At 61.6% G+C, this 26,692-nt stretch carries 25 protein-coding genes and 1 tRNA gene; 17 read left to right on the top strand and 9 right to left on the bottom strand.

Annotation, left to right across the window (positions count from 1 at the left end; translation table 11 throughout):
- Window positions 1-89: 89 nt before the first annotated feature.
- From U6115_RS03175 to U6115_RS03160, 4 genes are read right to left on the bottom strand one after another with little or no spacing between them, the layout of a single operon-like run.
- On the bottom strand, window positions 90-677 hold the full coding sequence (locus tag U6115_RS03175) for a BON domain-containing protein (protein WP_043581039.1): 588 nt from the start codon (window positions 675-677) through the stop codon (window positions 90-92).
- Window position 678: 1 nt separating this feature from the next.
- On the bottom strand, window positions 679-1,269 hold the full coding sequence (locus U6115_RS03170; protein WP_043581041.1) for a phosphoheptose isomerase: 591 nt from the start codon (window positions 1,267-1,269) through the stop codon (window positions 679-681).
- Window positions 1,270-1,291: 22 nt separating this feature from the next.
- On the bottom strand, window positions 1,292-1,630 hold the full coding sequence (locus tag U6115_RS03165) for a YraN family protein (RefSeq protein ID WP_043581043.1): 339 nt from the start codon (window positions 1,628-1,630) through the stop codon (window positions 1,292-1,294).
- Entirely contained in the window at window positions 1,627-2,766 is a 1,140-nt protein-coding gene (locus U6115_RS03160) for a penicillin-binding protein activator (protein WP_043581045.1), read from the bottom strand. The genes U6115_RS03165 and U6115_RS03160 overlap by 4 nt, the downstream gene beginning before the upstream one ends.
- A 60-nt stretch (window positions 2,767-2,826) precedes the next feature.
- Here U6115_RS03160 and rsmI point away from each other — a divergent pair, with 60 nt between their 5' ends.
- Window positions 2,827-3,657: a 16S rRNA (cytidine(1402)-2'-O)-methyltransferase gene (gene rsmI, locus U6115_RS03155; protein ID WP_043581047.1), complete on the top strand. Its 831-nt coding sequence runs from the start codon at window positions 2,827-2,829 to the stop codon at window positions 3,655-3,657.
- Between the two features lie 57 nt (window positions 3,658-3,714).
- Window positions 3,715-3,799, top strand: a tRNA-Leu gene (locus U6115_RS03150).
- A 225-nt stretch (window positions 3,800-4,024) separates the two neighbouring features.
- Here the strand turns inward: U6115_RS03150 and U6115_RS03145 are convergent.
- Window positions 4,025-4,827 (bottom strand): IS5 family transposase gene (locus U6115_RS03145; RefSeq protein ID WP_101527479.1). Its coding sequence is split into 2 segments (ribosomal slippage): window positions 4,025-4,500 and window positions 4,500-4,827, totalling 804 coding nucleotides; the frame shifts between segments, so codons are not numbered across the junction.
- A 192-nt stretch (window positions 4,828-5,019) separates the two neighbouring features.
- On the opposite strand from U6115_RS03145, the gene U6115_RS03140 reads away from it, so the two are divergent.
- From U6115_RS03140 to U6115_RS03110, 7 genes are all read left to right on the top strand, one after another.
- Window positions 5,020-5,316 (top strand): hypothetical protein, encoded by a 297-nt coding sequence (locus tag U6115_RS03140; protein WP_146008384.1) that lies wholly within the window; start codon window positions 5,020-5,022, stop codon window positions 5,314-5,316.
- Between the two features lie 176 nt (window positions 5,317-5,492).
- Window positions 5,493-5,729 (top strand): hypothetical protein, encoded by a 237-nt coding sequence (locus tag U6115_RS03135; protein ID WP_146008385.1) that lies wholly within the window; start codon window positions 5,493-5,495, stop codon window positions 5,727-5,729.
- Between the two features lie 311 nt (window positions 5,730-6,040).
- The gene (locus U6115_RS03130; RefSeq protein WP_059184236.1) at window positions 6,041-6,769 is read left to right on the top strand and encodes a hypothetical protein; all 729 of its coding nucleotides are present in this window, start codon (window positions 6,041-6,043) and stop codon (window positions 6,767-6,769) included.
- A gap of 654 nt (window positions 6,770-7,423) precedes the next feature.
- Complete coding sequence (locus U6115_RS03125) at window positions 7,424-8,407, top strand: IS110 family RNA-guided transposase (RefSeq protein WP_047239015.1); 984 nt, start codon at window positions 7,424-7,426, stop codon at window positions 8,405-8,407.
- Window positions 8,408-8,870: 463 nt separating this feature from the next.
- Complete coding sequence (locus U6115_RS03120) at window positions 8,871-10,490, top strand: TIGR04141 family sporadically distributed protein (protein WP_181243192.1); 1,620 nt, start codon at window positions 8,871-8,873, stop codon at window positions 10,488-10,490.
- 985 nt (window positions 10,491-11,475) lie between these two features.
- Entirely contained in the window at window positions 11,476-11,892 is a 417-nt protein-coding gene (locus tag U6115_RS03115; RefSeq protein ID WP_043578471.1) for a DUF1484 family protein, read from the top strand.
- Between the two features lie 253 nt (window positions 11,893-12,145).
- The gene (locus U6115_RS03110) at window positions 12,146-12,553 is read left to right on the top strand and encodes a hypothetical protein (RefSeq protein ID WP_043578468.1); all 408 of its coding nucleotides are present in this window, start codon (window positions 12,146-12,148) and stop codon (window positions 12,551-12,553) included.
- 49 nt (window positions 12,554-12,602) lie between these two features.
- Here the strand turns inward: U6115_RS03110 and U6115_RS03105 are convergent, their stop codons facing one another.
- Window positions 12,603-14,081 (bottom strand): adenosine deaminase family protein, encoded by a 1,479-nt coding sequence (locus U6115_RS03105; RefSeq protein ID WP_197465950.1) that lies wholly within the window; start codon window positions 14,079-14,081, stop codon window positions 12,603-12,605.
- 549 nt (window positions 14,082-14,630) lie between these two features.
- On the opposite strand from U6115_RS03105, the gene ndhC reads away from it, so the two are divergent.
- Window positions 14,631-14,990 carry an NADH-quinone oxidoreductase subunit A gene (gene ndhC, locus U6115_RS03100; protein WP_043578462.1) on the top strand — a complete coding sequence of 120 codons (360 nt, stop codon included), beginning with the start codon at window positions 14,631-14,633 and terminating at the stop codon, window positions 14,988-14,990.
- A gap of 48 nt (window positions 14,991-15,038) precedes the next feature.
- Here ndhC and mgtE read toward each other — a convergent pair whose 3' ends face one another.
- Entirely contained in the window at window positions 15,039-16,406 is a 1,368-nt protein-coding gene (gene mgtE / locus U6115_RS03095; protein ID WP_043578459.1) for a magnesium transporter, read from the bottom strand.
- A 77-nt stretch (window positions 16,407-16,483) separates the two neighbouring features.
- Between mgtE and U6115_RS03090 the strand changes: the two genes are divergently transcribed.
- The 3 genes from U6115_RS03090 (at window position 16,484) to U6115_RS03080 (ending at window position 19,169) form a co-directional block, all read left to right on the top strand.
- Window positions 16,484-17,041, top strand: a complete 558-nt coding sequence (locus U6115_RS03090; RefSeq protein WP_146008386.1) for a hypothetical protein — start codon at window positions 16,484-16,486, stop codon at window positions 17,039-17,041.
- Window positions 17,042-17,342: 301 nt separating this feature from the next.
- Window positions 17,343-18,173, top strand: a complete 831-nt coding sequence (locus tag U6115_RS03085; protein ID WP_146008387.1) for a hypothetical protein — start codon at window positions 17,343-17,345, stop codon at window positions 18,171-18,173.
- Between the two features lie 78 nt (window positions 18,174-18,251).
- Window positions 18,252-19,169 carry a bestrophin family protein gene (locus tag U6115_RS03080; RefSeq protein ID WP_043578455.1) on the top strand — a complete coding sequence of 306 codons (918 nt, stop codon included), beginning with the start codon at window positions 18,252-18,254 and terminating at the stop codon, window positions 19,167-19,169.
- Window positions 19,170-19,174: 5 nt separating this feature from the next.
- Here the strand turns inward: U6115_RS03080 and U6115_RS03075 are convergent, their stop codons facing one another.
- On the bottom strand, window positions 19,175-20,896 hold the full coding sequence (locus U6115_RS03075) for a chloride channel protein (protein ID WP_043578452.1): 1,722 nt from the start codon (window positions 20,894-20,896) through the stop codon (window positions 19,175-19,177).
- Window positions 20,893-21,339: a MarR family winged helix-turn-helix transcriptional regulator gene (locus U6115_RS03070; RefSeq protein WP_043578449.1), complete on the bottom strand. Its 447-nt coding sequence runs from the start codon at window positions 21,337-21,339 to the stop codon at window positions 20,893-20,895. Before U6115_RS03070 ends, U6115_RS03075 begins: the two co-directional genes overlap by 4 nt.
- A 127-nt stretch (window positions 21,340-21,466) precedes the next feature.
- Between U6115_RS03070 and U6115_RS03065 the strand changes: the two genes are divergently transcribed.
- The 4 genes from U6115_RS03065 (at window position 21,467) to U6115_RS03050 (ending at window position 26,683) form a co-directional block, all read left to right on the top strand.
- On the top strand, window positions 21,467-22,546 hold the full coding sequence (locus U6115_RS03065; protein WP_043578446.1) for an HPP family protein: 1,080 nt from the start codon (window positions 21,467-21,469) through the stop codon (window positions 22,544-22,546).
- A gap of 111 nt (window positions 22,547-22,657) precedes the next feature.
- Complete coding sequence (locus tag U6115_RS03060) at window positions 22,658-24,400, top strand: ABC transporter transmembrane domain-containing protein (protein ID WP_043578443.1); 1,743 nt, start codon at window positions 22,658-22,660, stop codon at window positions 24,398-24,400.
- Window positions 24,390-26,150 carry an ABC transporter ATP-binding protein gene (locus tag U6115_RS03055; protein WP_043578440.1) on the top strand — a complete coding sequence of 587 codons (1,761 nt, stop codon included), beginning with the start codon at window positions 24,390-24,392 and terminating at the stop codon, window positions 26,148-26,150. The genes U6115_RS03060 and U6115_RS03055 overlap by 11 nt, the downstream gene beginning before the upstream one ends.
- Complete coding sequence (locus U6115_RS03050) at window positions 26,147-26,683, top strand: NUDIX domain-containing protein (RefSeq protein WP_043578435.1); 537 nt, start codon at window positions 26,147-26,149, stop codon at window positions 26,681-26,683. Before U6115_RS03055 ends, U6115_RS03050 begins: the two co-directional genes overlap by 4 nt.
- Window positions 26,684-26,692 lie beyond the last annotated feature (9 nt).

The raw sequence follows: 26,692 nt of genomic DNA, 5'->3' as shown, positions 1-26,692 counted from the left end.
TTTCTCTCTCGTTTCATCACGCAGCAGGGCCGATGCGCCCCGCAAAAAAAACGGCGGCCCGCATGGACCGCCGCTTCCCTTGCCCCGCCTTACTGCGCCGGGGTCACATCCTGGATGTATTCGAACAGCGTCACCACCTTCTGCACGCCGGCGGTTTCGCTGGCCACCCGCGCCGCCTCGGCGCCCTCGCCCTGGGTCACCAGGCCCAGCAGGTAAACCACGCCCGCCTCGCTCACCACCTTGACGTTGTTGGGATTGACGCCCTTGCCATCCAGCAGCCGCGCGCGCACCTTGCTGGTGAGCCAGGTATCGTTGCTGCGCTCGGAAAAACCGGATACCGGCGCCACCACCGTGTAGTTGTAGACGCGGCGCACATTGGGAATGCCGCGCACGATCAGCTCGGCCTGCTGGCGCGCCTCATCGCTGGGCACTTCGCCGGTGAGCAGCACCGCGCGGTTGAAGCTGGTGCGGTTGACGTGGGAAGACGGCAGGCGGCTGGCAATCTGCTCGCCGGACTTCAGCTCGATCGCCTGATCGTCGACATAGGCGCCGCTGGTGCGACGGTCGGACGCCACCAGCGCCCCGCCGGCTGCGCCCGCGGCCACCAGGCCGACGCAACCGCTCAACACGCTGGCGCAACCGGCGGCCAGCAACCATGCGAATACGCTACGCTTCATTTCATTCCCCTCCCAACAGCATGCAGTCGATGGCGTCGCACAGCGCGTGGATCAGCAGGATGTGCACTTCCTGGATCCGGCAGGTGCGCAGCGACGGCACGTTCAAATGAATATCTTCCGGCGACAGGATTTCCGTGATCTTGCCGCCGTCCTTGCCGGTGAGCGCGATCACGCTCATGCCGCGCTCGTGGGCGGCGTAGATCGCCTCGATCACGTTGGCGGAGTTGCCGGAAGTGGAGATCGCCAGCAGCAGGTCGTTGGTATGGCCCAGCGCCCGCACCTGCTTGGAGAACACCATGTCGAAATCGTAATCGTTGCCGATGGCGGTGAGCGCCGACGTGTCGGTGGCCAGCGAAATCGCCGCCAGGCCCGGACGCTCCTTCTCGAAACGGCCCACCATCTCGGCGGCGAAATGCTGGGCGTCGGCGGCGGAACCGCCATTGCCGCAAGCCAGAATCTTGCCCTCGTTCATCAGGCAGGCCACCATCCGCTCCGCGGCGGCCGCCACGCCAGGCGACAGCAGCTCCATCGCCTCCTGCTTGGCGGCGATGCTTTCCAGGAAATGGCCGTTGACCCGGTCAATCAGATCCATTGGGGGATCCCTTCTCTCAAACTTACTGCGTGAAAATGTTCTTCAGCCACTGCGGCTTGGCGCCGCCCACGCTCACCACCGCGTCAAAGCGGCAGGGCGCATCGATCTTGTGGCTGGCTAGATAGACCTCGGCGGCCAGCAGCAGTTTCCGCTGCTTGGCCTGGGTAATGCTGTCGGCGGCGCTGCCGAAGCGGCTGCCGCCGCGATGGCGGACTTCGATGAACACCAGGCACGCGCCCTCGCGCATGATCAGGTCGATCTCGCCGCCGCGGCAATGCCAGTTGCGCGCCACCAGTTGCAGGCCCTGGGCCTGCAGCAGCGCCAGCGCGCGGTCTTCGGCTTCGCGGCCGGCCTGGTTCATCGCAGCGCGTTGCCGCCCATCACGCCGGCCGGCAGCTGGCGCTCGAACACCCGGTCGCGCCCCAGCTTCAAGTCGCCGGTCACGCCATCCAGGCGGATGACCGCGCCGGGGCGGGCGGCCGCCATCTGCACCGCCAGCCGGTAGGCGTCGATGCCCAGCGCGTACAGCCGCTCGGTTTGCGGCGTCAACGCGGCGGCCGGGCGCGGGTAGCGCTTCACCGCCGGATGGTCCGGCATCAGGAACCACGGCATGTCGATGAAGCGCACGCCGGCCAGCTCCGGCTGATTGCCGCCGATATTCAATTGCGAGGTGCCGTACACCGGCATGTCCGGCGTCAGCGCCGCCTTCAGCTTCGCCGCCTGGGCGGCGTCCAGCGCAAGCGCCAGCGCATCGGCCTGGCCGCTGGCCTCCAGCAGCGCCGGCAGGTTGCCGCCGTCAAACGGCCGGCGCTGCGCGTCCTTGCCGGTCAGCGCGCGCCATTCGTCGGCAAACGCCTTGGCCAGCCGCTGCGACAACGCGTCGCCGCCCTCCACCAGGAGCGGATTGACGCGGCCGTCGTCGCGCATCAGCCGCGCCAGCTGGCGGGCTTCGCCCTCCACCACCAGCGACAGCGAAAACAGCTTGGGATTGGCCGCCGCCTGGCGGTCGATCGAATTGAGCGCGATGGTGGGCACCGTCACCGCTGGCGCCAATTGGGCGATGGCCTCGCGCGACAGCGGGCCGATCACCACGTTGACGCCGTCGGCCACCGCGGCGCGGTAGCGCTGCACCACGTTGTCGGTGGTGGCGTCCACGCTCACCAGCTCGGCGTTCTGCTCCACCTGCGCCGCCGCCTCCACGCCGCTGCGCACCACCGCCGCGGCCTCGCCCAGCGCCGACGATTCCATCGGCAAGATCACGCCTATGCGCACCCGGGCGCGGGCCGCGCTCCTGGCCGCCGGCGCGCTGGCTAGCGCCGCCAATGGCGCGGCCGCCACGGGTTGGGCCGGCGCCAGCCGCGGCGTCTGGCCCGGCGGCGCGCTCAGCGCGCGGATCGGCGCGCTATTGCTTTGAATGATATAGTCGGGGGTTTGCGCCATCGCCGGCGCCAACCAAGTCAACAAGACGCCAACCAACAGCGGAGTCAGTCTTTGCATACGTCGTTCGCCCACCTGCTTGATGCTGCCAGGGAAAGTTTCTGTCGCGGCACATTATATGTGGTGGCCACGCCCATTGGAAATCTGGCCGACATCAGCGCCCGCGCCCTGGCGGTCTTCGAAGCGGCCGACGTCGTCTGCGCCGAGGATACGCGGGTTACCGGCCAGTTGCTATCCGCATATGGCATCCGCGCCAAGCGCCTGGTCAGCCTGCGCGAACACAACGAGCGCGGCATGGCCGAACAAGTGGTGCGCTGGTTGGGCGAAGGCCAGATTGTGGCCCAGGTGTCCGACGCCGGCACCCCGGCGGTGTCCGACCCCGGCGCGCGGCTGGTGGAAGCCGTGCGCGCCGCCGGCCACCCGGTGCGCCCGCTGCCCGGCGCCAGCGCCGTGATCGCCGCGCTGTCCGCCAGCGGCTTCACCGCCCCCACCTTCCTGTTTCACGGCTTTTTGCCGCCCAAAAGCGGCGAGCGCCGCAAGACGCTGCAGCAATGGCTGGACGCGCCCCACCTCACCATCTGCTACGAAGCGCCGCACCGCATCGTCGACGCGCTGCAGGACATCGTGGCGGAACTGGGCGGCGAACGCCGGGTGATGATAGCCCGCGAGCTGACCAAAACCTTTGAAACCTTCCACGCGCTGCCGGCGGCGGAACTGCTGGAATGGGTGAAGGCCGACAGCAACCAGCAGCGCGGCGAAATCGCGCTGATCCTGGACGCCGCGCCGGCCGCAGCCCCCGGCGCAGACGACATGCCGGCCGAAGCGCTGCGCGTGCTGCAGCTGCTGGCGGCGGAGCTGCCCACCAAGCAGGCCGCCACCCTGGCCGCCCAGATCACCGGCGCCAACCGCAAGCAGCTGTACGACCACGCGCTAAAACTGAAAAAAGACTGAGCGCCAACTATTTACAAGCCGTTGGCGCAAGGTTAATATCCGTGTCTCGCAGGTGTCGCCCGGATGGCGAAATTGGTAGACGCAGGGGATTCAAAATCCCCCGCCGCAAGGCGTGTCGGTTCGAGTCCGACTCTGGGCACCACAAGACATCATGCAACGCAAAACAACCGCACGGCGCAAGCCCTGCGGTTTTTTGTTGTCTATCTTAGGCCGAAGCCTCCTCCTAGGCAGGGCTGAGATGTTGCCTTCCCCCCGCATTCCACCTGGCATGCCTCAATCGAAGCCATTCCTATCGACTAGCGCGGCTCGCGCCCTGCCCCGATCTACTAGCATCAACGGTTGCCAACGCTCACTGCGCTTAGACCCGCTAACAAAACCTGTCGATAAATCGCAGGCATATCAATGAGAAAGCCAGCTTGAGCAAGGCGTAATGCGTATCCAGCCGCCGCTCGAAGCGGATGCGCAATTTGCCGAAGCCAGCTAGCCAAGAATGGGTACGCTCTACCACCCAGCGATGGCGACCTAGTCTCTCGCTGCTTTCCACCCCGCGACGAGCAATTCGCACCAAGATTCCGCGTCGGCTCAGGTGTTCACGGCAACGACGGTAGTCGTAGCCTTTGTCGGCATGCAGCTTGTAAGGCTTTTGCCTGGGCCGTCCTGGCAAACCAGGAACGGCAGGAATCGCATCGACCAAAGTTTCGAAGACCATGGAGTCGTGCCGGTTGGCGCCGGTAATGCTCAGTGCCAGTGGCAAACCTCGGCGATCTACGATGATGTGCCGTTTGCTGCCGCATTTACCTCGATCGGTGGGGTTGGGGCCGGTCTCTTGGCCCCCCGGGGGCTGGCAACGCTAGCCCCATCAATGCTGGCCCGGCTCCAATCAATTTGATCGTGTTGGCGCAGTTGTATCAGCAGAGCCAGGTGTAGGCGGTCCCAAATGCCTTGCGCTTGCCAATCCCGCAGCCTTCGCCAACAGGTCATTCCACTGCCAAAGCCGAGTTCCTGCGGGAGGTCCTCCCAAGGAATGCCGGTGGTGAGAACAAACAAGATGCCGTTGAGGACTGCAAAATCATCCAGCCGCGGCCGCCCACCCTGGCGGGAGCGCGGTGGCGGAGGAAGTAGCAGCTGCAAAGACTTCCAGAGCTTCTGACTGACGACTTTTCGTTTCATCCTCGCTAGATGTGGTTGGGCCTATCTGGCATCAAGGGGTTTTGTTAGCGGGTCTTAGGGTAAAATCCACGGTTTCGGGGGGATTTTAGGTGTGTGTGCCTGGCTGGGCGGCAGGGAAGACGCGGTTTACAATCGATAGCTAACGGCCAAAAGCAGCCGCACAATATTAAGGTCAAGAGTTGGGGGCATTCGATGGAACACGTTATTATATATTTTACGCACAGTATCCGAGACATTATTCCTTATAGCGATTTTATTAATAAGTTACGCCCAATTCTTGAGAAAAACGGGGTTAGAGAGTATTTGGGAGATGACATGGCAATTGACGGTGGAGATGCCGAGGCGGTCTTTTCCTGTCATAGCGCACAAACCCTCTATGACAGCATTCAAGGTGATCTTGAACTACTTCCATTCATGAGAGGTGCAAAGGTTACTTTTTTCTTTGGGGCACTGGATTTAGACGTTCCCCAAGAAGAGTTCTTTATATAAAACTTAGCTCTCATTGGCATGTACATTCCCCCATTGGGTCGAAGACAATCGTGTTAAATGAAGGTAATGATGGCAGCTAGCGGCCAGAAGCCACCCTTCTGGACTGCACTCGAAAGCAGCCACTCCATCTGTTATATGGACCCCAGTGTCGGTATAAAAACTGTTAGCGATTTTTTATGACAAATCTTTCTATCGGCATGACTCTCCAAGTAATCGAAATAGATCAGTCAAAAATTGTTTGTGCCGATTGGCTGAACGAGCGCGGGCCATGTAAAGGCGATGTGGTTCTAGTCGAAAACGTTTCTGATATGGATGGAGAAAAAACAATTCGCTTACTTTGCGAGCCCCGGGTGGGCTTTCTTGAGTGGCGTATCGATGTTTGCGAGTCAGGGCTTCAGTTTGAGGCGATTTGAGCCGTTTCCCGATGCATTAGGCCACTCCCTCCTGTCGCTGGATGCTGCGCGATAAAGCACCACACAGTGCCCTTTTCCTTTTAGGTTCCTGAACGTCCGCGTCTACAGGTCAGCAACAACCGACTTGGGTCGCCTGCAGCCACTAGCTTTAGACCGCTCCCGGCTAGAAGCAGCCAGTGGGAAAGTCACCCAAAATGATTAAGGATTTAGCCAAAACTGACATCACATGGGAGGTTAGGATAGCTAAATGAGTTATCTAGACTCAAACTGTTTTCTTTGGAAATAGGTACGTTAAATAACCGCTATGAGAATTGAGTGCAACTGAATTGTTTAGAAAATTTTTTGGCGAGAAGCCTGTTCAAACGCTTGAACAAAACACCTCTGCAATTGAGATTGTAGGCGACATCCAGGGGCAAGGAGTAAATGCCCTTCGTATGGAGCTTGCCATCCGCCTATTACGCTTTCCGGCCATACAAAATGCATACCTGGCTCGAGTCAAGTACAAAAGCGAGCAAACAATTCGAGTATTGTTTGTAATTTCAGCTGAAGGTATCACTGAGGCCAAGAAGCATGAAATCGCAGGCGCATGCTCTGGCGTTATTCCGTTGGATATTCTGTTTCTAGAAGCCCTGCCAGAACACATGGCGAGCGATATTAAAACCAATTGCAATCCATTGCTCATTGAAGGCCTGAGTCTATTCGAGTGTCCGCTAATTGTGTGCCGCGGTGCTAACACTGAGATGCCATCTGACTGGCTAGAAGCAATTGCTTTTTATTATGTTTCTGCTGAGAACTATGAAAATGCACTGATCAAAGCAGTCGAGCTTATTCGCTCAGAAGGTTACGAATTCAAAACAGTCTTCAACGGCAAGGTTAATCAGCTTGACCCAAAAAAATGGTGGGAAGAGCACGTCCTGGCAACAAAATGGAGTCAATATGCAGAGCATTTTCCTTCGCAGGCTGCAATGGACGCCATAGTAGCCACCGGTGGTGTGTTCAAAGCCCCTATGCTCGGGTGGAAAAATAAGGAACCCCAATAAAGTTCCACTCAAGCTTACCGACAGTCATTGAACGAACCGTTCACCGCATAATGACTGCTTTTGGTCGAAAGCTGCCATTTCAGAATGTGTATATTTTTCGTATAGACCCATTTCCCACATCATTAAAAAATAAATAATAACAATGATTTAATCAAACTTTTCGATAGAGACTCTGGCACCACAAGACATCATGCAACGCAAAACAATCGCACGGCGCAAGCCCCGCGGTTTTTTGTTGTCTGTTTCGGGCCGGGGCCCCTCCCCCTAGGCAGGGCTGAGATGTTGCCCTCCCCCGCATTTCCCTGCCCGACATGCCTCAAGCGAGGCCATACCTATCTACTAGCTCGGCTCGTGCTCTGCCCCAATCCACTAGCAGCTACGGTTAACTAACGCTCACTGTGCTTAGGTTGTCTCGGTAAACGTTGGGCTTCGTGTTACTCAGCCCAACCTTGTATCTTGCAATCGGTAGTGGTGAGCCGCCACTGCCTGGAGCCGAAGCAGCTTGGGCCCAACCTTAAGGCCAGACCTTGAGCCGTAGATAAAGCCTTCGACTCCACCTCATCGCCAAATCCGACACTGAACGGTAGCCAAGGGTTCGACCCTGCATGCACAAGGCAAATGGGCGATTAGGCATTTTCCGTGAGGACCCGCTTTATGCATTATCTCGGAATAGACGTAGCCAAAGCCAAACTGGACTGCACTCTTTTGCTGGATGCCGCCAACAAACGCAAAGCCAAATGCGTGAGCAACGATAAAACCGGCATTCATGCTCTGTTGTCATGGCTGACCAAGCAAGGCCTGGAGCCCCGGCAGGTTCATGCCGTGATGGAAGGCACCGGCGTGTATCACGAACAAGCAGCCATCGCCTTGTGCGATGCCGGTGTGATCGTTTCCATCATCAACCCGGCGCAAATCCGCGACTTCGCTAAAGGCTTGGCGATTCGAACCAAGACCGATGGCGTAGATAGTTTGGTCCTGGCGCGTTATGGAGCCTTGCTCCAACCTATGGCCTGGATTCCTCCCAGCCGGCAAGCCCGTGCGCTACAGGCGTTGCTGGCTCGGCGCGAGGCGCTGCAGCAGGATCTTCGCCGTGAGCTGAATCGGCAAGAAAAAGCCGAAGCCACCGATACACCAGAGCTGATTCAGCAGTCGCTGATCGAGTCGATTGCGTTTATCGGAACACAACTGGCCAAGTTGCAGCAGGATATCGACGACCATATTGACCGTCACCCGGAATTGAAAGCGGACCTGGCCCTGTTGAGCAGCATTCCGGCCATTGGCCCGCAGTCGGGCAGCAATCTTCTGGCCATCATGCATACCCATCATTTCGTCAGCGCCGAGCAATTGGCCGCATATCTCGGTTTGGTGCCAGTGGAACGTCAATCAGGCAGTTCGCTCTTGGGCCGAGCTCACCTATCCAAAGCTGGGCCAGCGCGCCTTCGAGCCGTGCTGTATATGGCAGCAGTGGTCGCCATACGATACAACCCACATGTTAAGGCGCTGTATCACCGATTATTAGCGCGGGGCAAGACGAAAATGTCCGCCCTGGGAGCAGCTATGCGCAAGCTTGTCCATCTGTGCTTTGGCGTGCTGAAAACACGCCAACCTTACCGGGCCGACTACGCAAGAGCCGCTTGACGTGAAAGACGGTATCTACGGCCCTGGCTTTGGCAAGTTTTTATTTAATGTATCACTCCGCTTTTGTTGAATCTTTCCATCTTTATCTCTATGACGGCCATCCAGTCCAGGCTCTTTCATTTCGCACCATTCCTTTCATAAAAACTTCTCAATGACAAACAGCCATATCATTTTAGATTATCATTTTTTAAATTCATAATAGATGTTGAAATTTAACAAAAACAGCTTTCCGATCAGGCTTAGATAAATTTAGATTAATTTATATGCTTTAATTAAACCATTAGAAAAATTAAAATCTCCCTTACTCATCATTTCAATATATTCACCGCGACTCTTAAAGCAAATCGTTTACAGCTAAAAATTATATAAAATAGCTTTCTTCAATCTTTATATCAATTTTAATCTCTTGAAAATCACACAAAGGCAGCTATTATTTGAATAATATGAAGTAAAGGAGATCACCTTGAGAAACTCACTTATTAATAAAAAATTCCGCAGAGAGGTGACAATATATCTTCTAAAAGATAGATATAAATCAGATATAGAGAAAAAATTCCCACCCCACAATGGAATACAACTTTCAGAAAAACTTCCATTTTCCGGATACTTTTTCCCAATGCCATCAGCTCCGGAAACACCTGAATGGGTTTTAATAATACAAACAATTCTAAAAGATGATTCATTTGAATTAAAAGGACAACATCCAGGAGGGATAATATTTCTTCATTACAAATTAAAATTCTATGCAATTACATTTGGTCATGCTTGGTCTTCAATAAAACCAAATTGGGCAGAACCGGATTTTGGGAAAAGAGTTACCTTGAATGCAATCACGCGCAACAAGCTTTGCGAACTAAAAGCAGAGCAAGTTTTTGCTGCCTGGCACTCATCCAATGAACGAGCACCAGTACCAACTGATTTTGCGACATTTGACATTGCGGCGGATCGAGATTTAGTTTATTCAATAGAAGGGCAGCCAGAAAAAAATATAGCAGAAATCCTAGGTCACTCAATTAAAGGAGGAGCATCTTTAAAAGTGACAATTGATTTTTCAGAAATAACGGATGCTCTTAACTTGATTTTCGAACTTGAAGAGTCTAAAGACTACAAGGAAAGATGGCCAGAACTAGATAACTTAACCATTATAAAAGACAATGAAATCACAAAAAAACTTGATGAGATATTAGACAATGAGATTCAAGATGCTGACGCTGTAAAAAAAATAATCTTAACAGTGCCAACAATGAAACGTAGTGAATCATTAACTCCAAGTGGTTATTACATAGGGCCACTAAGAAAGAAGGGGAAACATACTCACCCCACTAATTACTATTTAACAATACAAAGCTGGCTAAGTATGTTAAGTAGCAAAGGAAAAAAGGCCAACATTGACAACGCTAACCATACAACCGTGCACATTTTCAACTCTGAGAATAAGGAAATATCAAAATGTACTTTATATGAATGCATTGCATTTGAAACTTGCCTAGAAAATAATGGAAAAAATAGAAGCTACATTCTCTCAGGTGGAAAATGGTATGAAGCATCTGATGATTTCATAAAAAGAATCAATCGTGAAATTGAGAAAATACCAGCCATTGAAAACCACCCACTAAGAGAATGGGGGAATGAGTGCGAAAAAGATTACAATGAACTTTGCTCTAATCCAAGCAAAGGAGTTTACAGCTTTGATGCTAAAAATATTTTCGTCGGAGACAAAAAATCTCAATTTGAGTTTTGCGACATATTGGACATGCAATCGAAAACACTTTTTTTTGTCAAAAACATAGGTGCATCAAATCACTGCAGCCATCTTAGCGAGCAAGTCAACAGAACAGTTGATCTTTTTTTCAGTCTTGATGATTTTTTTAGAAAAAAACTAGCCGAGAAGGTAGAACAGAAATACCCAGAACTTGGGACCGAATGGCTAAAAGACAAACCGCAATCATTTGACTACACACTTTGCTTAGTCTCAATGGGAAGAGATATTAACAACTTGCCTTTATTTGCAAAATGTAGTCTTGCAAGATTATTTAAAGAGCTAAGTATAAAAAATTATAAAGTTTATTTTATTCGCGTATAAATATTTAAACTTACTCATCCAAACTAGATTAAAATAGTAATGGGAAAAATTTAAAAATACGCATTCAAAATTAAATGAATCTACTAAGGAACTGAGACAAATCACCTCGACGAAGACAGTACCTTGACTTGATTATGGTCAATAAACTCATCAAGACAGCAGAGCTTTTGTTAGCCTACCGTCACCAAGGCTAAACCCTTGGGGTACATAAGAGGTATTTAACAAAAATAAATAAAATATAAATCAATTCAATTGTTTGTAATTTTAAGTTGATTCCTGTCGAGGGCCATGGAATAGCTTTCAAAAATTAAACTAAATAAATTCAATACATTAGAGAACTAATTCTATCCTTTCAAAGACTACCGACCTTCACACCGTCTTGAGTCCAATCAAGCTGACTTTGACCAAAGGCGCATCAATGTTGGTACATTTGTTGGTATTTAATTTTTAAAATTAGAAATAATCCAACAATTTCAATTGCTTGAGTAATGTTTTCGAGAGAGACTCTGTCCCGCGATGTTTGCGCAGGGCGAGTTCAGCCTCACCTCGAGCCTTGGCCCCCCGCGGGCGCCCAAAGCCAGACTAGGATATTTGGCGGTGGCACATCCGGGTAAATATCCCTCCCTGCCGCCGGGCAGTCCCGGCTATGAAAATCATCATCCGCGCAGCGGACTCTACGTACTGCCTCAAAGCACAGCCCTATTCCTGCCCCAACTGCTTGCCTGGCAAGCCTTCCAGCCGGATAATCTCAATCGTGCCGTTCAATAGCGGCACCGGGATTGGCGTCCCGCATTCAGGCGGACTTCTGTGCAAGGCTGAGCCTTGTCGCGTCCGTACACCATTGCACGTCCTCTATGGCGGGCCATGGTGGGAGCATCTATGATGTGCCGCTCCTGGATCGGTACGCCAATCCCGCCATGTGCCTGCCACCCCTACTTGGCGTTGGGGTTGGCAGGGTTAAGCACCTATCCAGGAGGGTTTTGCCATGCCTTGCATCACCCGCAGTCCGTCGCACCTCGCGCTTTCCCTGAAGAACCGTCATCCCGCCCGCAGCCGCTGGCTGCTGCACAACCAAGCCCCCACGCATCCGCCCAGCCTGCTGGCGATGACCCGGCTGCACGAAGCCTTTGCCGCCTTGCAGGCGCAATTGGCCGGCCAGGATCAATCCATGGTTAGAGAGCCGGCCGCGCGCGTCGCGCATTTGTGCCACGACATCGAGCAGGCGGTGGTGGAGTCCATTTGCCACCTGTCCCATGGCCAGTTGGGCTTGCAATCCGTGATCGATTTGCTGGCTTGCCTGGGAGATGATGTGCGCCTGCCATCCAGCCGCATCACGGAGTTGCTGTCGCCGCTGGACAAGCGCATGCATGAGTCGCTAACGCTGCTTACCCGCGTGCTCTAAACCCCGCCTCGTAAACACAACAGCCAGCCCGCTTCAATGGGCTGGCTGTTTTGGTTTTGGCGAAGCTTGGAGACGGCGCAATGCCACGCGGGAAAGGCGGCTGCATCGGCAGGTTTCTAGCCGGGTATGCACCCTACGCTTGCTGACGCCACGGCAACGAGCCCCATTCACAGCGCGGCTGCGTCACGCCGCCCATGGCCCGTCGGCCTGTTTATCGTCATAATCCGCCGTTTCACATCAAGCGGCGCCGCCCATGAAACCCCTCATCGCCACCTTCCTGCTGCTGTGCTGCGGCTTCGTCCAGGCTCAGGACTTTCCGGCCGGCGTATACGGCCACGAATACACCGCGCAAGCTGGCGAACCCGTCTGGAACATACGCAAGGTTGGCGATGGACTCGCGTTGAGCGGCAATGCCGGGACCGCGCCTGTATTGCTGCACAGCTTATCGGCAGAGGAACGGGCCGTTTTCTGGCAAAAAATGGGATGGCCGGCGGCGGGCAGCGCGGCGGCGCAATGCGCCAGCAATGGCGACGATCTGTTTTGCCAGGTGCCCAAGCGCGTTCGCGCCGGCATTGCCTGGCTGAAAGACAATGAGTCAGACTTTTTCTATTACAGCGAGATCGGCGGCGTGATGGAAATCAGCCGGCTCCCGCCGCGCTGATTCCCCCGCCGCCTCCCCGCTCAAACAGGCGGGGCGGCCCACCGCCGCGTCAGCGCCCCATCTTGCGCAAGGCCGCCGCCCGCGCCTCGAACTGGGCGAAGCGCTGGTCCAGCCGCTGCCGTTGTCGCGCCTTGTCCGCCGGGCTGAGGAAAGCATAGCGGATGCTGTTGTAGACGGTGCGCTTCAGTTCGTCGTACGAGGGCTGGTAGCGGCTGACGTACAGCAGGTATTCATTGCTGATGTCGCTGCGCGACACGCCTTCGTCGTCGGTGGAGATCACGAACGGCACGCCGTACTTGCGGTACAGCAGGATGGGATGCGCGGCGCCCTGCACGCCCAGGATGAACTGGTTGCTGGTGAGGTTGATTTCCACCGCCACGTCGCGGCGGCGCATCTCGTTCAGCAGGCTGTCCGGCCGGCTTTCGTGGCCGACGTCAATGCCGTGGCCTATCCGCTGCGCGCCAGCCAGCTCCACCGCCAGCCGGATATGGTCGCGCAGGCCCTCCGGCGGCACCATGCCCAGCACCAGCTCGCCGGCGTGCAGCGCCAGCTTCACATCGGGAAAGCGCTGTTTGAGGAAATGGATCATGCGCATGTGCAGCGCGTAATCGCGCATCGCCACAATGCCGTTTTCCGGGCCGACGATGTTCAGCCCCACCACCAGCGGGTTGTCGTGCGCGGCGGCGAAGCCGGCGTAGAGGCCGGCGAAGGTGGCCGACGGCTTGTTGTTGCGCGAGACATAGGTCTGGAAGCGCAGCGTGAAGTCGTCGTCGTCCATGCCCTGGGCGAAGCCGGCCAGATCCTGCCGGTAACGCTGGACTTGCTCGGCGGTGGAGGCGTCGGCCGCCAGCGCCGCCGCGGCCAGGCCCAGCGCCTGCTCGATGGCGGCCGGGGCGGCGTCCGGGGCCAGGCTGTCCAGATTGGCGGCCAGCGCGCTGTTGCCGGACGGCGCGCCGCGCAGCATGGTTTCCAGATATTGCAGGTTTTCCGCCTTGGCCCGCGTTTTCAGCAGTTGCAGGCCTTCGCGCGGCGAATAGCCGGAAACGCCGCCGAAATAGCCGAAGGTATCGAAAAACTGCTTGTCCGGCGGCGGCTGGTCATGGCTGTGGTTGTCGAAATCCTTGTCCGACCAAAGCGTCAGCAACTTGCGGTACAGCGCGTTGTCGTCCTTGATCTGGCTGCCGCTCAGGCAGGGCGCGCCCGGCTGCGCCTGCTCCGGCTTGGTTTCTATTCTCAGCGTGGCCTGGTAGACGCAGTACTTCTGCTTGTCCACCCAGTCCAGATAGGTTTCGGCGTACAGCGCGCCGGTGTAGTGGTGATGCAGATCGCCGCCCTTGGGCAGCATGTTCATCAGCATGCCCAGTTCGGCCACCCGTCCCTTGTCGGCCAGCAGCTGCTGGTAATAAGCGCGCGCCGCCTGGTAATTCGTCTTTTGCTGCGCCGCGCCCAGCGGCGCTTCCGCCCGCGCGCCCAGCGGCAGCAGCGCCAGCGACAGTTGCAGGCAGGCCAAAGCCAGTATCGATTTCACATTCGCTCCCATTCGCATTTTGACGACGGCATAACCGTAACAGCAGCGCAGGGAAACCGGAAGGATGGCGGCGTGGCAGCATGGCCAGCTGGACAAAGGCCAAGCGGCCAGACAAGAAGCGTACCAGCCGTAACAAAAAATAACGAAAACAGCTATTTAGGCCAGCTATAAAAGACCGATATAAGGCACAAGCAGTCCCGATCATCTCACCATGGAGCGATGCATAGCGGCAAACTCAGGCGAACCTTCCGATCCCGCACTTTGATTGGTTGCGCCGCGCCACACCGCCATCCGCAGCACCCACCAGACCGCTATTCCGGCCAGGACTCCGGCAACGGTCACACTGCGAGACGACAGGCGGCAGCGACGCCAGATTGCCAGCGCTCTGCGCGACAACATCAACTCAGGCCATCCCAGCAGGATGGCCTTTGTTATGGCCAGGCGGGCCATGCCCCGCGGGTTTTACCAAACTTTTACCGTTTGCGCCGGCACTCGGCGGCCGGCGGCGGTCTATTCCTGTTTCGCCATCTTGCGCAGGAAAGCCGCCACATGCTGCAAAACTACTTCCCCATCCTGTTGTTCATTCTGATCGGCCTGCTGGTCGGCGTCGTGCCGCTGCTGCTGGGCAAGCTGCTGGGCCCCAACCGGCCGGATGCGGAAAAATTGTCGCCGTACGAATGCGGCTTTGCCGCGTTTGAGGACGCGCGGATGCGCTTCGACGTCCGCTACTACCTGGTGGCCATCCTATTCATCCTGTTCGATCTGGAAGTGGCCTTCATGATTCCGTGGGCGGTGACGCTGAAAGACGGGCTGGGCCTGTTCGGCCTGGGCGCGATGGCGGTGTTCCTCGCCATCCTCACCGTGGGCTTTGTCTACGAATGGAAAAAAGGCGCGCTCAATTGGGATTGAGCGCGCCAAAGAGGCCATCCGGGGCGGGATGGCCTGGAGCCCGGTTTATCAGGCCAGCAGGTGGCCCAGGAAGGCGTAGGCCAAGCCGAAGTAGATGAACACGCCCAGCATGTCCATGATGGAGGTGATCAGCGGCGAGCTGAGCGTGGCCGGGTCGGTGCCCAGGCGCTTGGCCAGGAAGGGCAGCATCGCGCCGATCACGCCGCCGGCCAGCGTGCACAGCATCATGCTCAGGCCCACCACCAGCAGGATGTCGGCGCCGACGCCCTTGCTGAAGTGCGACAGCACCATGTCCAGCAGCGCCACCGCCACGCCCAGCGCCGCCGCCACCGGCAGTTCGCGCCGGATGACGAAGGCGACGTCGCGCCAGTTCAGCTTGAGCTGGCCCAGCGCCATCGAGCGGATCACCAGCGTGGCCGACTGGCTGCCGGCGTTGCCGCCCATGTCGACGATGGGCGCGATGAAGGCGGCCAGAATCACCACATTGCTCAGCAGCTCTTCCTGCTGGGCGACGAAGGTGCTGGTGATGGCGCCGAACACCGTCAGGATCAGCAGCCAGAACACCCGCACCGAGAACATGCGCCGGACGCTGGAATGCACCACGTCCAGATTGCCCTTGTCCAGCGGCGCGGCGCCGCCGAAGCTGGCCAGCCGGCCGGTGTCGTCCTCGCGCTCGATGTCCATCGCGTCGTCGATGGTGACGATGCCTATCATCCGCTGCGCCTCGTCCAGCACCGGCAGCGCCAGCAGCTCGTAATGGCGGATCAGGTCGGCGGCGCGGTGGCGCGCCCAGCCGGCCTCGGCGTAGGCCGGATTGTGCTGCATCAGCTCGGCCACGCTGGTTTCCAGCGGCGCCAGCACCAGCTCGCGCAGCGGCAGCGTGCCCAGCAGCTGGTGCTCGTGGCCGACGATGTAGATCACCTCGATCTGCTGCCGGTCGCCGGCGCGCAGCGCGGCCATCGCCTCCGCCGCGGTCAGCTGCGGCGAGATGGCGGCGTAGTCGGAGCTGGTGACCGAACCCACCGTGTCCTCGCCATAGCTGGCCAGCTTGAGAATGTCGTCGCGCACCATCCGCCCCAGCGCCGGCAGCAGCCGGCTTTGCTCGTTCTGGCTCAGCCGCTTGTAGAGGTCGGCGCGCAGGTCGGACGGCAGGCGCTCGAACACCGCCACCACCGCCGGCTGCGGCAGCCGCTGCAGCAGCTCGTCCTGCTGCTCGGCCGGCAGCAGCGCCAGCACGTCGGCGGCCAGCTTGGGCCGCATCGCCTGCAGCAAGCGCGACACCGCCTCCGGCGGATGCGCACCCAGCGCCTCCACCACGTCGGCCAGCGGCAGCGCGCGGGTCAGCCGGTCGAAAGCCTGGTCGTCAAAAGCGCGCAGCTGGGCGCGGATCGATACTTGCAGTTGTTCCTGGTTCATCGCTTGGTCCTGTGCGAATGTCCGCGGCGCGGCCGATAACACCGGCGCGCCGGGGGAAGAAATGCTTGCCGCAATGAATGAGGCGCGACAAGCCGCATCGCCCTATTCGCGCTGGCGATGTTTATTTCTTCCGCAATATTGAATACGGGGTGGTTTTATCAGTCGACAAGCCAATTAAAAACCGATGCCAGGCCATTGAATGGAAATTCAAAAGCAGCCATGCATCAGGCATTGCGCAAACTGAATGGGCGGGGTCGGCCGGGCGCTGCGCCGGCCGCCGAAAAGGCGGGATCAGGCGGCTGGGCGCGCGGGCCGACACGGTCGAGGTTCTGGCTCTTCTGGCATCGCTGCCTCCGTGTGGTGTAGAAATGAAACCCTGCCGCGGGCGCTGCGCCCGGAGCGAGGGAAATTATTTAATGTTCAGGAACAACGAGATAACGACACGACATAGGCGCAGCGAGGCCTGGGTGCGTCGCCGCCGCAGGGGCGGAATCGGGAAGGGCGCGATCTGGCCGATGGCCATGGGCATCCGCATCCTGGCTTTGCAGGATGCGGCAGAAGAAATCAGTTCTGCGGAATCCGGCAAAGCGGCGTGGCGATCGAAGATCGACTACTGCCGTCGTTGTTCACGATGAACCTTTGCTTTGTGGATAATGGCGCAAACTATAAACCAGCTATTAATTCGAATCAAACTTTGTAATGGCGGTTTTACATTTCTCTTATTTAATGGGCGGATATTATATTCCCCCTCTTTATTCAGCCATGCCATGGCGATGAGGCTCGCCATTTTTCATATCCATTCTTTATTTCAAATAAATAACCATACGCCGCAAACTTGCCGCTCGCCATGCTCGGCAAGCGGAAAATCAACTGTCATTCCGCTGTGATATCATGGCTCCACACCACTACAAGCCATGTCCGAATGGCACACGCTCCGTGAAACCCATCGCTCGCGCCAACCTTATCCTGATGGCGGCCGCCCTGCTGTCGTTCGCCTGCGCGCCGCTTCGCGCCGCCGACGCTAGCGACGCCGCCCATGCCGCCAACCGCCCCGCCGCGGTGTTCAACCACGGCGTGGCGGTGTTCGAGCAGCAGCGCGAGCTGGCGCCGCGCGCCAGCCTGCGCTTTCGCGTGCTGCACGGCGGCGGCGGCGCGTTGACGCTGTGGCTGAAAAGCCCGGCCGGCCAGATGCCCTTGCCGCTGACGCCGGACTCCACCTTCAACCCCACCGCGCTGTCCGACGGCCAAAGCATCGTGGCGGCGCCGGACAACCATGCCGGGCCGCTGGCCTGGCGGCCGGACATCCGCAGCCCCGGCCTGCCGCCGCACAGCCGCCGGCTGGGCGATTTGCGGCTGGAATGCCTGGTGGACCAGCAAAGCGGCCTCAATCCGCAGGAGCCGCGCGCCAATTGCCTGCCGCCGGCGCGCCAGGCCGACTGCCTGGAACAGATGGGCGATTGCCTGCGCGGCGCCTCGCTGGCCCTGCTGGCGCAATGGCACGCGATGCACCGGCTGCAATGGGCCCGCGCCACCGGCCAGCCGCAGCCGGCGCGCTACCTGTTCATCGCCAAGCATCCGCTGGCCGCCATCCAGCTGGCGCACGGCGAGCATAGGCTGACGCTGCCAGCCGGCTGGCTGCACGGCGGCGGCGCGCAAAACGGCGCGTCCTGGCCATACCCGCGCGAATACCTGTATTCACTGCCGCTGGACGCGGTCGAGTGGCCGGACGACACGCTGGTGACCTTCGGCGACGCCGCCAAATCCTGACGCGGCGTGGACGCGCCGATACAGTCAATACGCGGATAATTGTGTAACATTCAGCATCATCCCCCCGCAGCCCGCGCCATGATCGTCCGCAACACCTCCTCCTGGTTCCGTCTGCTGTTCGTCTGGCACGGTTCGGTGCTGCCGCGCATCCTGCCGCGGTTGCTGCTGGTTTTCGCGCTGGCCATCCTCGCCTCCTCCATTCGCCATTGGTGGCTGACCAGCCTGGCCGATTCGGCGCTGAGCATCCCCACCTTCACACTGCTGGGGGTGTCGCTGGCCATCTTCCTGGGCTTTCGCAATTCGGTGAGTTACGACCGCTTCTGGGAAGCGCGCAAGCTGTGGGGCAGCCTGGTGATCGCCAGCCGCTCGCTGGCGCGGCAGATGATTTCGCTGACCGGCGCCGGGCCGGACAGCCGGCGTGTGGCCGACGGCTGCTGCGCCTTCGCCTACGCCTTGAAGGAACAGGTGCGCGGCCAGCAGGACGACGCGCCGCTGGAAAGGCTGCTGCCGGCCGACGTGTTCCAGCGGGTGCGCGCCGGCCGCTATCGCCCGGCTTTGATTCTGCTGTGGCTGGGCGAGGAAGCCGCCCGCCTGCAGCGCGAAGGCGCGCTCAGCGAGCGGCAATGGCAGGCGCTGGACCGCAGCCTGAATACCCTGTCGGAAGTGCTGGGCGGCTGCGAGCGCATCGCCACCACGCCCATTCCCTTCACATACCGAGTGCTGCTCAACCGCACCGTCACCCTGTACTGCCTGCTGCTGCCGGCGGGGCTGGTCAGCAGCATAGGCTGGCTGACGCCGCCGATCGCGGTGTTCATCTCCTACACCTATTTCGCGCTGGAGCAGATCGCGGAAGAGCTGGAAGACCCGTTCGGCTTCGAAGGCAACGACCTGCCGCTGGCCGCGCTGTGCCACGGCATCGAGTCGTCGCTGCGCGAGATGCAAGGCCTGCCGCTGCTGGACGAGCCTGCCCCGCGCCAGGGCATTTACCTGCAGTAAGCCGGTCAGCGCAGGCGTTCGCGCACCGTTTCCTCGCGCAGCAGCAAGTGGCTATTGGCCAGCAGATCGGCCAGCGACACGATGCCGACCAGCCGCATGCTGTCCGGGCCGTCCACCACCGGCAGCCGGCCGACGCCCAATTGCGCCATCCGCCCGGCCGCGTGGCGCGCGCTCATGCCGGCCAGCAGCGCCTGATCGCCGGATAGCGGCTCCGCCCACACCACGCAGGGCTGGCGGCTGGCCGCCGCCTCCTGCAGCCGCCGGCGCAGCAGCACCCCCACCACCTTGCCGTCGCGCAGCACCGGATAGCCGTTATGGCCGCGCGGGCCGAAGAATTGGCGCCAGGCGTCCGCCGCCGGCAGCGCGCCGTCTATCGCCACCGCCGCGCGCGTCATCACGTCGGCCACGTTCAGCCGCTCCAAGGGATCGACGCTGTACTCGCGGTGGATGTGCAGACCGCGGCGGGCGATCTTCTCGGTCATGATCGACCGTTTCAGCGCCAGCGCCGTCACCGCGCAGGCGACGGCGGTGGTCAGCGTCAGCGGCAACAGCGCCGTGGCGTCGCCGGTCAGGCCGAAGGCGAACACGATGGCGGCGAGCGGCGCGCCCAGCACGCTGCCCAATACCCCCGCCATGCAGGCCAGCGCCCATAATTCCGGCGAACCGCCCGGCAAGGCCGGCGCCAGCGCCGCGCCCAGGCCGGCCCCCAGCATCAGCAAGGGCGCCAGCACGCCGCCCGAGGTGCCCGAGCCCAGCGCCAGCAGCCAGATCACGGCTTTCACCGCCAACAGCGCCAGCAGCGCGCCCAGCAGCAGCCGGTTGTGCAGCAGGTCGCCGATCACGTCGTAGCCCACCCCCAGCGCGCGCGGCTGCAGCCTGCCGCCGATGCCGACCGCCAGCCCGCCCAGCGCCGGCCACCACATCCAGTGCAGGCGCAGCTTGCCGAAGCCGTCCTCCACCCGGTACAGCCCCCAGGTCAGCAAGGCCGCCAGGGCGCCGCAGGCCAGGCCGGCCAACAGGCAGGAGCCCAGCGCCGCCAGCGTGGCCGGCGGCGTGCTCAGCGGAAACAGCGGCCCGGCGGCGAAGCACAGCCCGCGCAGAAAGCCGGCGCAGGCGCAAGCCAGCGCCACCGGCAGCAGGCTGCGCGGCCGCAGTTCGAACAGCAGCAGCTCCACCGCCAGCAGCATCGCCGCCACCGGCGTGCCGAACACGGCGGTCATGCCGGCGCAGGCGCCGGCCACCAGCAGCGTCTTGCGCTCCGCCGCGGTCAGGTGCAGGCGCTGCGCCAGCAGCGAGCCCAAGGAGCCGCCGGTCATGATGATGGGGCCTTCGGCGCCGAACGGCCCGCCGCTGCCGATGACGATGCCGGACGACAAGGGCTTGAGCAGCGCCACCTTGGGCGACATCCGGCTCTGGCCGAACAGGATGGCCTCCATCGCCTCCGGAATGCCGTGGCCGCGGATCTTGTCGCTGCCGTAGCGCGCGATCAAGCCCACCAGCAGCCCGCCCGCCACCGGCGCGGCGATGGCCCAGGCGCCCAGCGCGTGGCCGGCCGGCCCGCGATCGGCCAGCGACAGCGTCTGGTAATAGAACAGATTGGTGCACAGCCGGATCAGGTCCAGCAGCGCCGCCGCCGCCAGCGTGCTGACCGCGCCGGCCAGCAAGGCCAGTCCGGACAGCAACAGCAGCCGCCGGTCCACCGAATAATCGCGCCGCGCCGCGCTCATTTGCCGCCGTCCCCGTCGTTGAAGGCGGTGATGCGCGACACCCGGAACACGTCGCGCAGCGAGCGCAGCTCCGCCTCGTGCCGCGCCGCCAGCCGCGCGAGATGGCCTTCGCCGGCCGCGGTCAGATGCACCTCCACCTGGCGGCGGTCGTGCTCGCTCTTGCGCCGCGCCACCAGGCCCAGTTCCTCGCAGCGGGTCAGCAGCGCCACCGCGCCGTGATGCAGGATCTGCAGCCGCTCGGCCAGTTCGCCCACCGTCGCCCAATCGCGCCCCGGCACCCCGCGCACATGCAGCAATAGCAGGTATTGCTGCGGCGTCAGTCCCTCGCTTTTAGCCGCCTCTTCGCTGAAATGCAGGAAGCGGCGCAGCTGATAGCGGAATTCCGACAAGGCCTCGTATTGCTGCTTGCCCATGCCGACAGCCGGCGCGGCGGTGTGTTCCATGGCGTTTCCACGCTCCACATATATCATAATATGATATTTATACCCGACCGCGCCTTAGCCTGCAATATGCATCACAATATGATATATATGCCGGTCACGGCCGCAAACGGCATGGAACCACACCACGATGCGACATCTGAAACGGCACTGCGGCGACTGGCTGCGCGGCTTCTGGCCGCAAGCCATCGCAGCCAGCCCGCGTGACCGGCTGGCCGGCAGCCTGGGCGCGGCTTTCGGCCTGATCGCCGCCGCCTGGCTCAGCCGCCACGCGCTGGGCGAGGCCAATCCCTGGTTCATCGCGCCGATGGGCGCGTCGGCGGTGCTGCTGTTCGCGGTGCCGGCCAGCCCGCTGGCCCAGCCCTGGTCCATCATCGGCGGCAATCTGTGCGCGTCGCTGGTGGGGGTGAGCTGCGCGCGGCTGATCGGCGACCCGGCGCTGGCCGCCGGCGCGGCCGCCGCCCTCGCCATCGCGCTGATGTTCCCGCTGCGCTGCCTGCATCCGCCCAGCGGCGCGGTGGCGCTGACCGCGGTGCTGGGCGGCCCGGCGGTGGCCAGGCTGGGCTACGGCTTCGTCTGGCATCCTGTGCTGCTCAATTCGCTGCTGCTGGCCGCGGCGGCGCTGCTGTTCAATCGCCTGGCCGGCCGCCGTTACCCGCATAACCAGTCCGCGGCGCCCACCCCCAGCGAGCGCGTCGGCGTCAGCCGCGCCGACCTGCACGCCGCGCTGGCGGAGCGCGGCGAAGTGGTGGACGTCAGCGAGGACGATCTGGAGGACATCCTGCAGCGCGCCGAGGAAAGGCTCCACCAGCGCCGCTTCGGCGCGCTGCGCTGCGCCGACTTCATGGCGCGCGAGGTGCTGAGCGTAGGCGCCGACGCCCGCTGCGCCGACGCGCTGGCTTTGTTGCGAGCCCACCGTTTCGAAGCGCTGCCGGTCACCGCGTCCGACGGCAGGCTGCTGGGCGAAATCACCCTGCGCGGGCTGCTGGCCGAAGCCGTCCGTCCCGACGCCCGCGTCGGGCAATGGATGGACCCGCGTCCGCACACCTCAAGCCCGGACGACCCGATCGAGCGGCTGATCCACCCGTTCGCCGACCGCGGCGTGGCGCGCAGCATGGTGGTGGACGCCGATGGCCGGCTGCTGGGCCTGGTGGGCCAGGGCGACCTGATCGCCGCGCTGTTCCGCGAGCAACTGGAGCGGCCGGCCTGAACGCCTATCGGCTATACCGAAATCTGCCGGACGCCATCGCGCCGCTGGCCATGACAATGGCCTTTGCATAGAATGTGCACTCTCAAACCGCCGCGCCGCCAAGACCCGCCCATGAGCCTGCCCCGCCTGCTGTTTTCCTTCGTCCTGCGCCATCTGCGCCCCTACTGTCTGGCCGCGCTGATGCTGGCGGCGGTGGCGGCGCTGACCGTGATGATCCCGCGCGAAGTCGGCCGCATCGTCGACGCGCTGGTGGCGCACCGGCTGGCCGGCGGCGATCTGCTGCGGGAGCTGGCCAAGCTGCTGGCCATGGGCCTGGCCATCTATTTTCTGCGCGTGGGCTGGCGGCTGCAGCTGTTTTCCACCTCCTACCAGTTGGGCGTGGAGCTGCGCACCCGGCTGTACCGCCAGCTGTCGCGCCAGGGGCCGGCGTTTTTCCAGCGCCAGCGCACCGGCGACCTGATGGCGCGCGCCACCAATGACATCGATTCGGTGGAGATGGCCGCCGGCGAGGCGATACTGGCCGGCTTCGACGGCCTGCTGACCCTGGTGCTGGTGCTGGCGATGATGACGCTGAGCGTGGATTGGCGGCTGGCGCTGGCGGCCTTGCTGCCCTTCCCCTTCATGGCCTGGGCTTTCTCCCGCATTTCCAACCACATCCACCGCGAATGGGGCGAGGCGCTGTCGCGCTTCGGTCGGCTGAACGACCACGTGCAGGAAACATTGAGCGGCGTGCGCACGCTGCGCTCGCTGGGGCTGGAGGCGCGCAACGACGCCGAATTGTCGCGGCTGGCCGCCGCCGCCGCCGACAGCAGTTTCGAAGCGCAGCGCTGGGAGGCGGCGTTCGAGCCGGCTGTCGGCGTGTCGCTGGTCAGCGCCTCGGTCATCGCGCTGTCGGTCGGCGGCTACCTGGTATGGCATGGCCAGCTGACCATAGGCGCGCTGACCAGCTTCAATATGTATCTGGTGCAGCTGATCTGGCCGATGTTCGCCGCCGGCTGGGTGCTGTCGCTGCTGCAGCGCGGCTCGGCCGCCTGGCAGCGGCTGCAGCCGGCGCTGGAGGCCGAGCCGGACGTCGCCGACGCCGGCGGCCGCGCCGAGCTCGTCCCCGGCGCGCTGCATTTCGACAGTCTGACCTTCCATTACGCGCCCGAGGCCGCCGCCGCGCTGAGCCAGGTTTCGATCGACCTGCCGCCGGGGCGCACGCTGGGGGTGGTCGGCCCCACCGGCAGCGGCAAGTCCACGCTGCTGAAGCTGTTGCTGCGGCAATATCCGCTGCAGCAGGGCGCCATCCGCTGGGACGGCGCCGACATCGCCGACTATCGCCTGGCGACGCTGCGCGCCGCCATCAGCTGGGTGCCGCAAGAGGCCTTTCTGTTTTCCGCCAGCGTGGCGGAAAACATCGCGCTGGCTCGGCCCGACGCCAGCCAGGCCGACATCGAGCGCGTGGCGCGCCTGGCGGCGGTGCACGACGACATCCTGCGCCTGCCCCAGGGCTACGCCACCCCGGTGGGCGAAAAGGGCGTGGCGCTGTCCGGCGGCCAGCGCCAGCGCGTCGCCATCGCCCGCGCGCTGCTGGCCGACGCGCCGCTATTGCTGCTGGACGACGCCTTGTCGGCGGTGGATACCCAGACCGAGACGCAAATCCTGCAGCACCTGCGCGAAGCGCGGCGCGGCCGCAGCGTGATCATCGTCAGCCACCGGCTGTCGGCGGTGGCCGACGCCGACCACATCGTAGCGCTGCACCACGGCCGCATCGCCGAACAAGGCAGCCACGAGCAACTGCTGCAACGCGACGGCTGGTACGCCAGCCAATGGCGCTATCAACAACTGGAGGCCAGCCTGGATGAAATCTGACGCCACCCGCACCCAAAGCCGCGAGGCCGTCGCCCTGCTGACCGACGCCGCCCGCCCCGACCTGCGCCATCTGTGGCTGGGCGGCGGCTGGCTGCTGATCGCCGCCCTGCTGGAAGCGGCCGCGCCGCTGCTGGGCAAGATCTTCATCGACAGCTACCTGCTGCCGCACCGGCTGGAATGGTCGCCCGTCGTCGGCCTGCTGGCCGGCAGCCTGGCGCTGGGCGTCATCGCCGCCGTGCTGCGCTACCGGCAGCTGGTGCGGCTGGCCGGCGTGGCCATGCGCGCGGTGCTGCGCCTGCGCGAGCGGGTGTACGGCCATGTGATCCGGCTGCCGATGGCCTTCTTCGACCAGGCCATCACCGGCCAGCTGGTCAGCCGCGTCACCAACGACACCGAGTCGGTCAAAGCGCTGTACGTGCAGGCGCTGTTCGTCATCCTCAACAGCAGCATCGTGGTGCTGGGCGCGCTGGCGGCGATGGCCTGGCTGGACTGGCGGCTGATGCTGGTGACGCTGCTGCTGTTCCCGGCCACTTTCTTCATCGTCTGGCTGTACCAGCGGCTGAGCGCGCCGTCGGTGGCGCGCGCCCGCGCGCTGCGCAGCGACATCAACGCGCAGATGGCGGAATCGATAGCCGGCATCGCCGTGCTGCAGGCCAGCAACGCCGAGAGCCGCTTCGTCTCCCGCTTCGACGACACCAACCAGCGTTATTACCAGGCGCGGCTGCGCGAATTGAACGCCAACGCCTGGCTGCTGCGCCCGGCGCTGGACCTGTTGAACGTGCTGCTGTTGATCGCGGTGATCTACAGCTACGGCCAGCGCGAGCTGGGCGGGGTGGAAATCGGCGTGCTGTACGCCTTCGTCGGCTACATCGGCCGGGTGGTGGAGCCGCTGATCCAGATCACCTTGCAGTTCGGCCAGCTGCAACAGGCGGTGGTGGCGGCCAGCCGCGTCAGCCACCTGCTGCGGGAAACCGCCGCGCCGCAGTCGGCCGCCGACGGCGCCATCGCCGCCGGCGCGGTCAGCTTCCGCGGCCTGCGCTTCGGCTACCAGCCGGAACACCCGGTGCTGCACGAGCTGAGCCTGGAGATTCCGGCCGGCGGCTTCGTCGGCATCGTCGGCCACACCGGCAGCGGCAAATCGACGCTGCTGTCGCTGCTGCTGCGCTTCTACCGGCCGCAGCAGGGACAAATCCTGATCGACGGCCAGCCGCTGGACGATATCGGCGACGCCGCCTTCCGCGCCGGCGTCGGCCTGGTGCCGCAAGACCCGTTCCTGCTGGCCGCCAGCGCCCGCGAAAACATCGACATGGGCCGCAACCTGCCGCAGAGCGAAATCGAGGAAGCCGCCCGCGCCGCCGGCGTGCACGAGCTGATCCTGTCGCTGGAGAACGGCTACGACAGCGATATGGGCGAGAGCGGCGCGCGGCTGTCCAGCGGCCAGAAGCAGCTGATCGCCATCGCCCGCGCGCTGGCCGGCAAGCCGCGCATCCTGCTGCTGGACGAGGCCACCTCGCACATCGACAGCGAGACCGAGCGGCTGGTGCAGCAGGCGCTGGCCAAGCTGGCCGGCAAGATCACCCTGATCTCCATCGCCCACCGCCTGTCCACCATCCGCGACGCCGACGCCATCATCGTGCTGAACCACGGCCGCATCGCCGAAACCGGCGACCACGAGCAGCTGATGCAGCTGGGCGGCATCTACCAGCGGCTGTACCTGCTGCAGCAGATGCAGACCGAGGACGAGGCGTGAGCCTGGATGCGCGCGCGGCCATCCGCGCCGAGGTGGCCGCCATCACGCCACTGGACGCGCTGGAGGCCCAACACCGCCAGGCCGCGCTGGATTGGATAGACTCCGGCGCGGAATTGTGGCGGCGAGCGAAGCCGGCCACGCCGCCGGTGCATTTGTCGACCTATTTCGCGCTGAAGGACGATGCCGGCCTGCTGCTGGTGGACCATCGCATCGCCGGCTTGTGGCTGCCAGCCGGCGGCCACGCTGAACCCGGCGAGCACCCGCGCGATACGGTGGTCCGCGAGCTGTTCGAAGAACTGGGCGTGAAAGGCTTGCCGGTGCCAGCCGCCTCGTTTCTCACTTGCACCAAAGTCGCCGGCGGCCATACCGATGTGACGCTATGGTATGCGCTGCCGATTTCGCGCTCCCTGCCGCTGCGCCATGGCCAGGAAGAATTCCGCGAAGCGCGCTGGTTTGATTTCGACCAGATGCCTCCCGCCAGCGAGCCGCATCTCGCGCGCTTTGCCGCCAAACTGGCTAAGATAGACGCCTGAACGCGGGCC

The sequence above is a fragment of the Chromobacterium subtsugae genome (genome assembly GCF_035919665.1).
GTDB lineage: Bacteria > Pseudomonadota > Gammaproteobacteria > Burkholderiales > Chromobacteriaceae > Chromobacterium > Chromobacterium subtsugae.
This window is presented reverse-complemented; position numbering and strand designations above follow the sequence as displayed.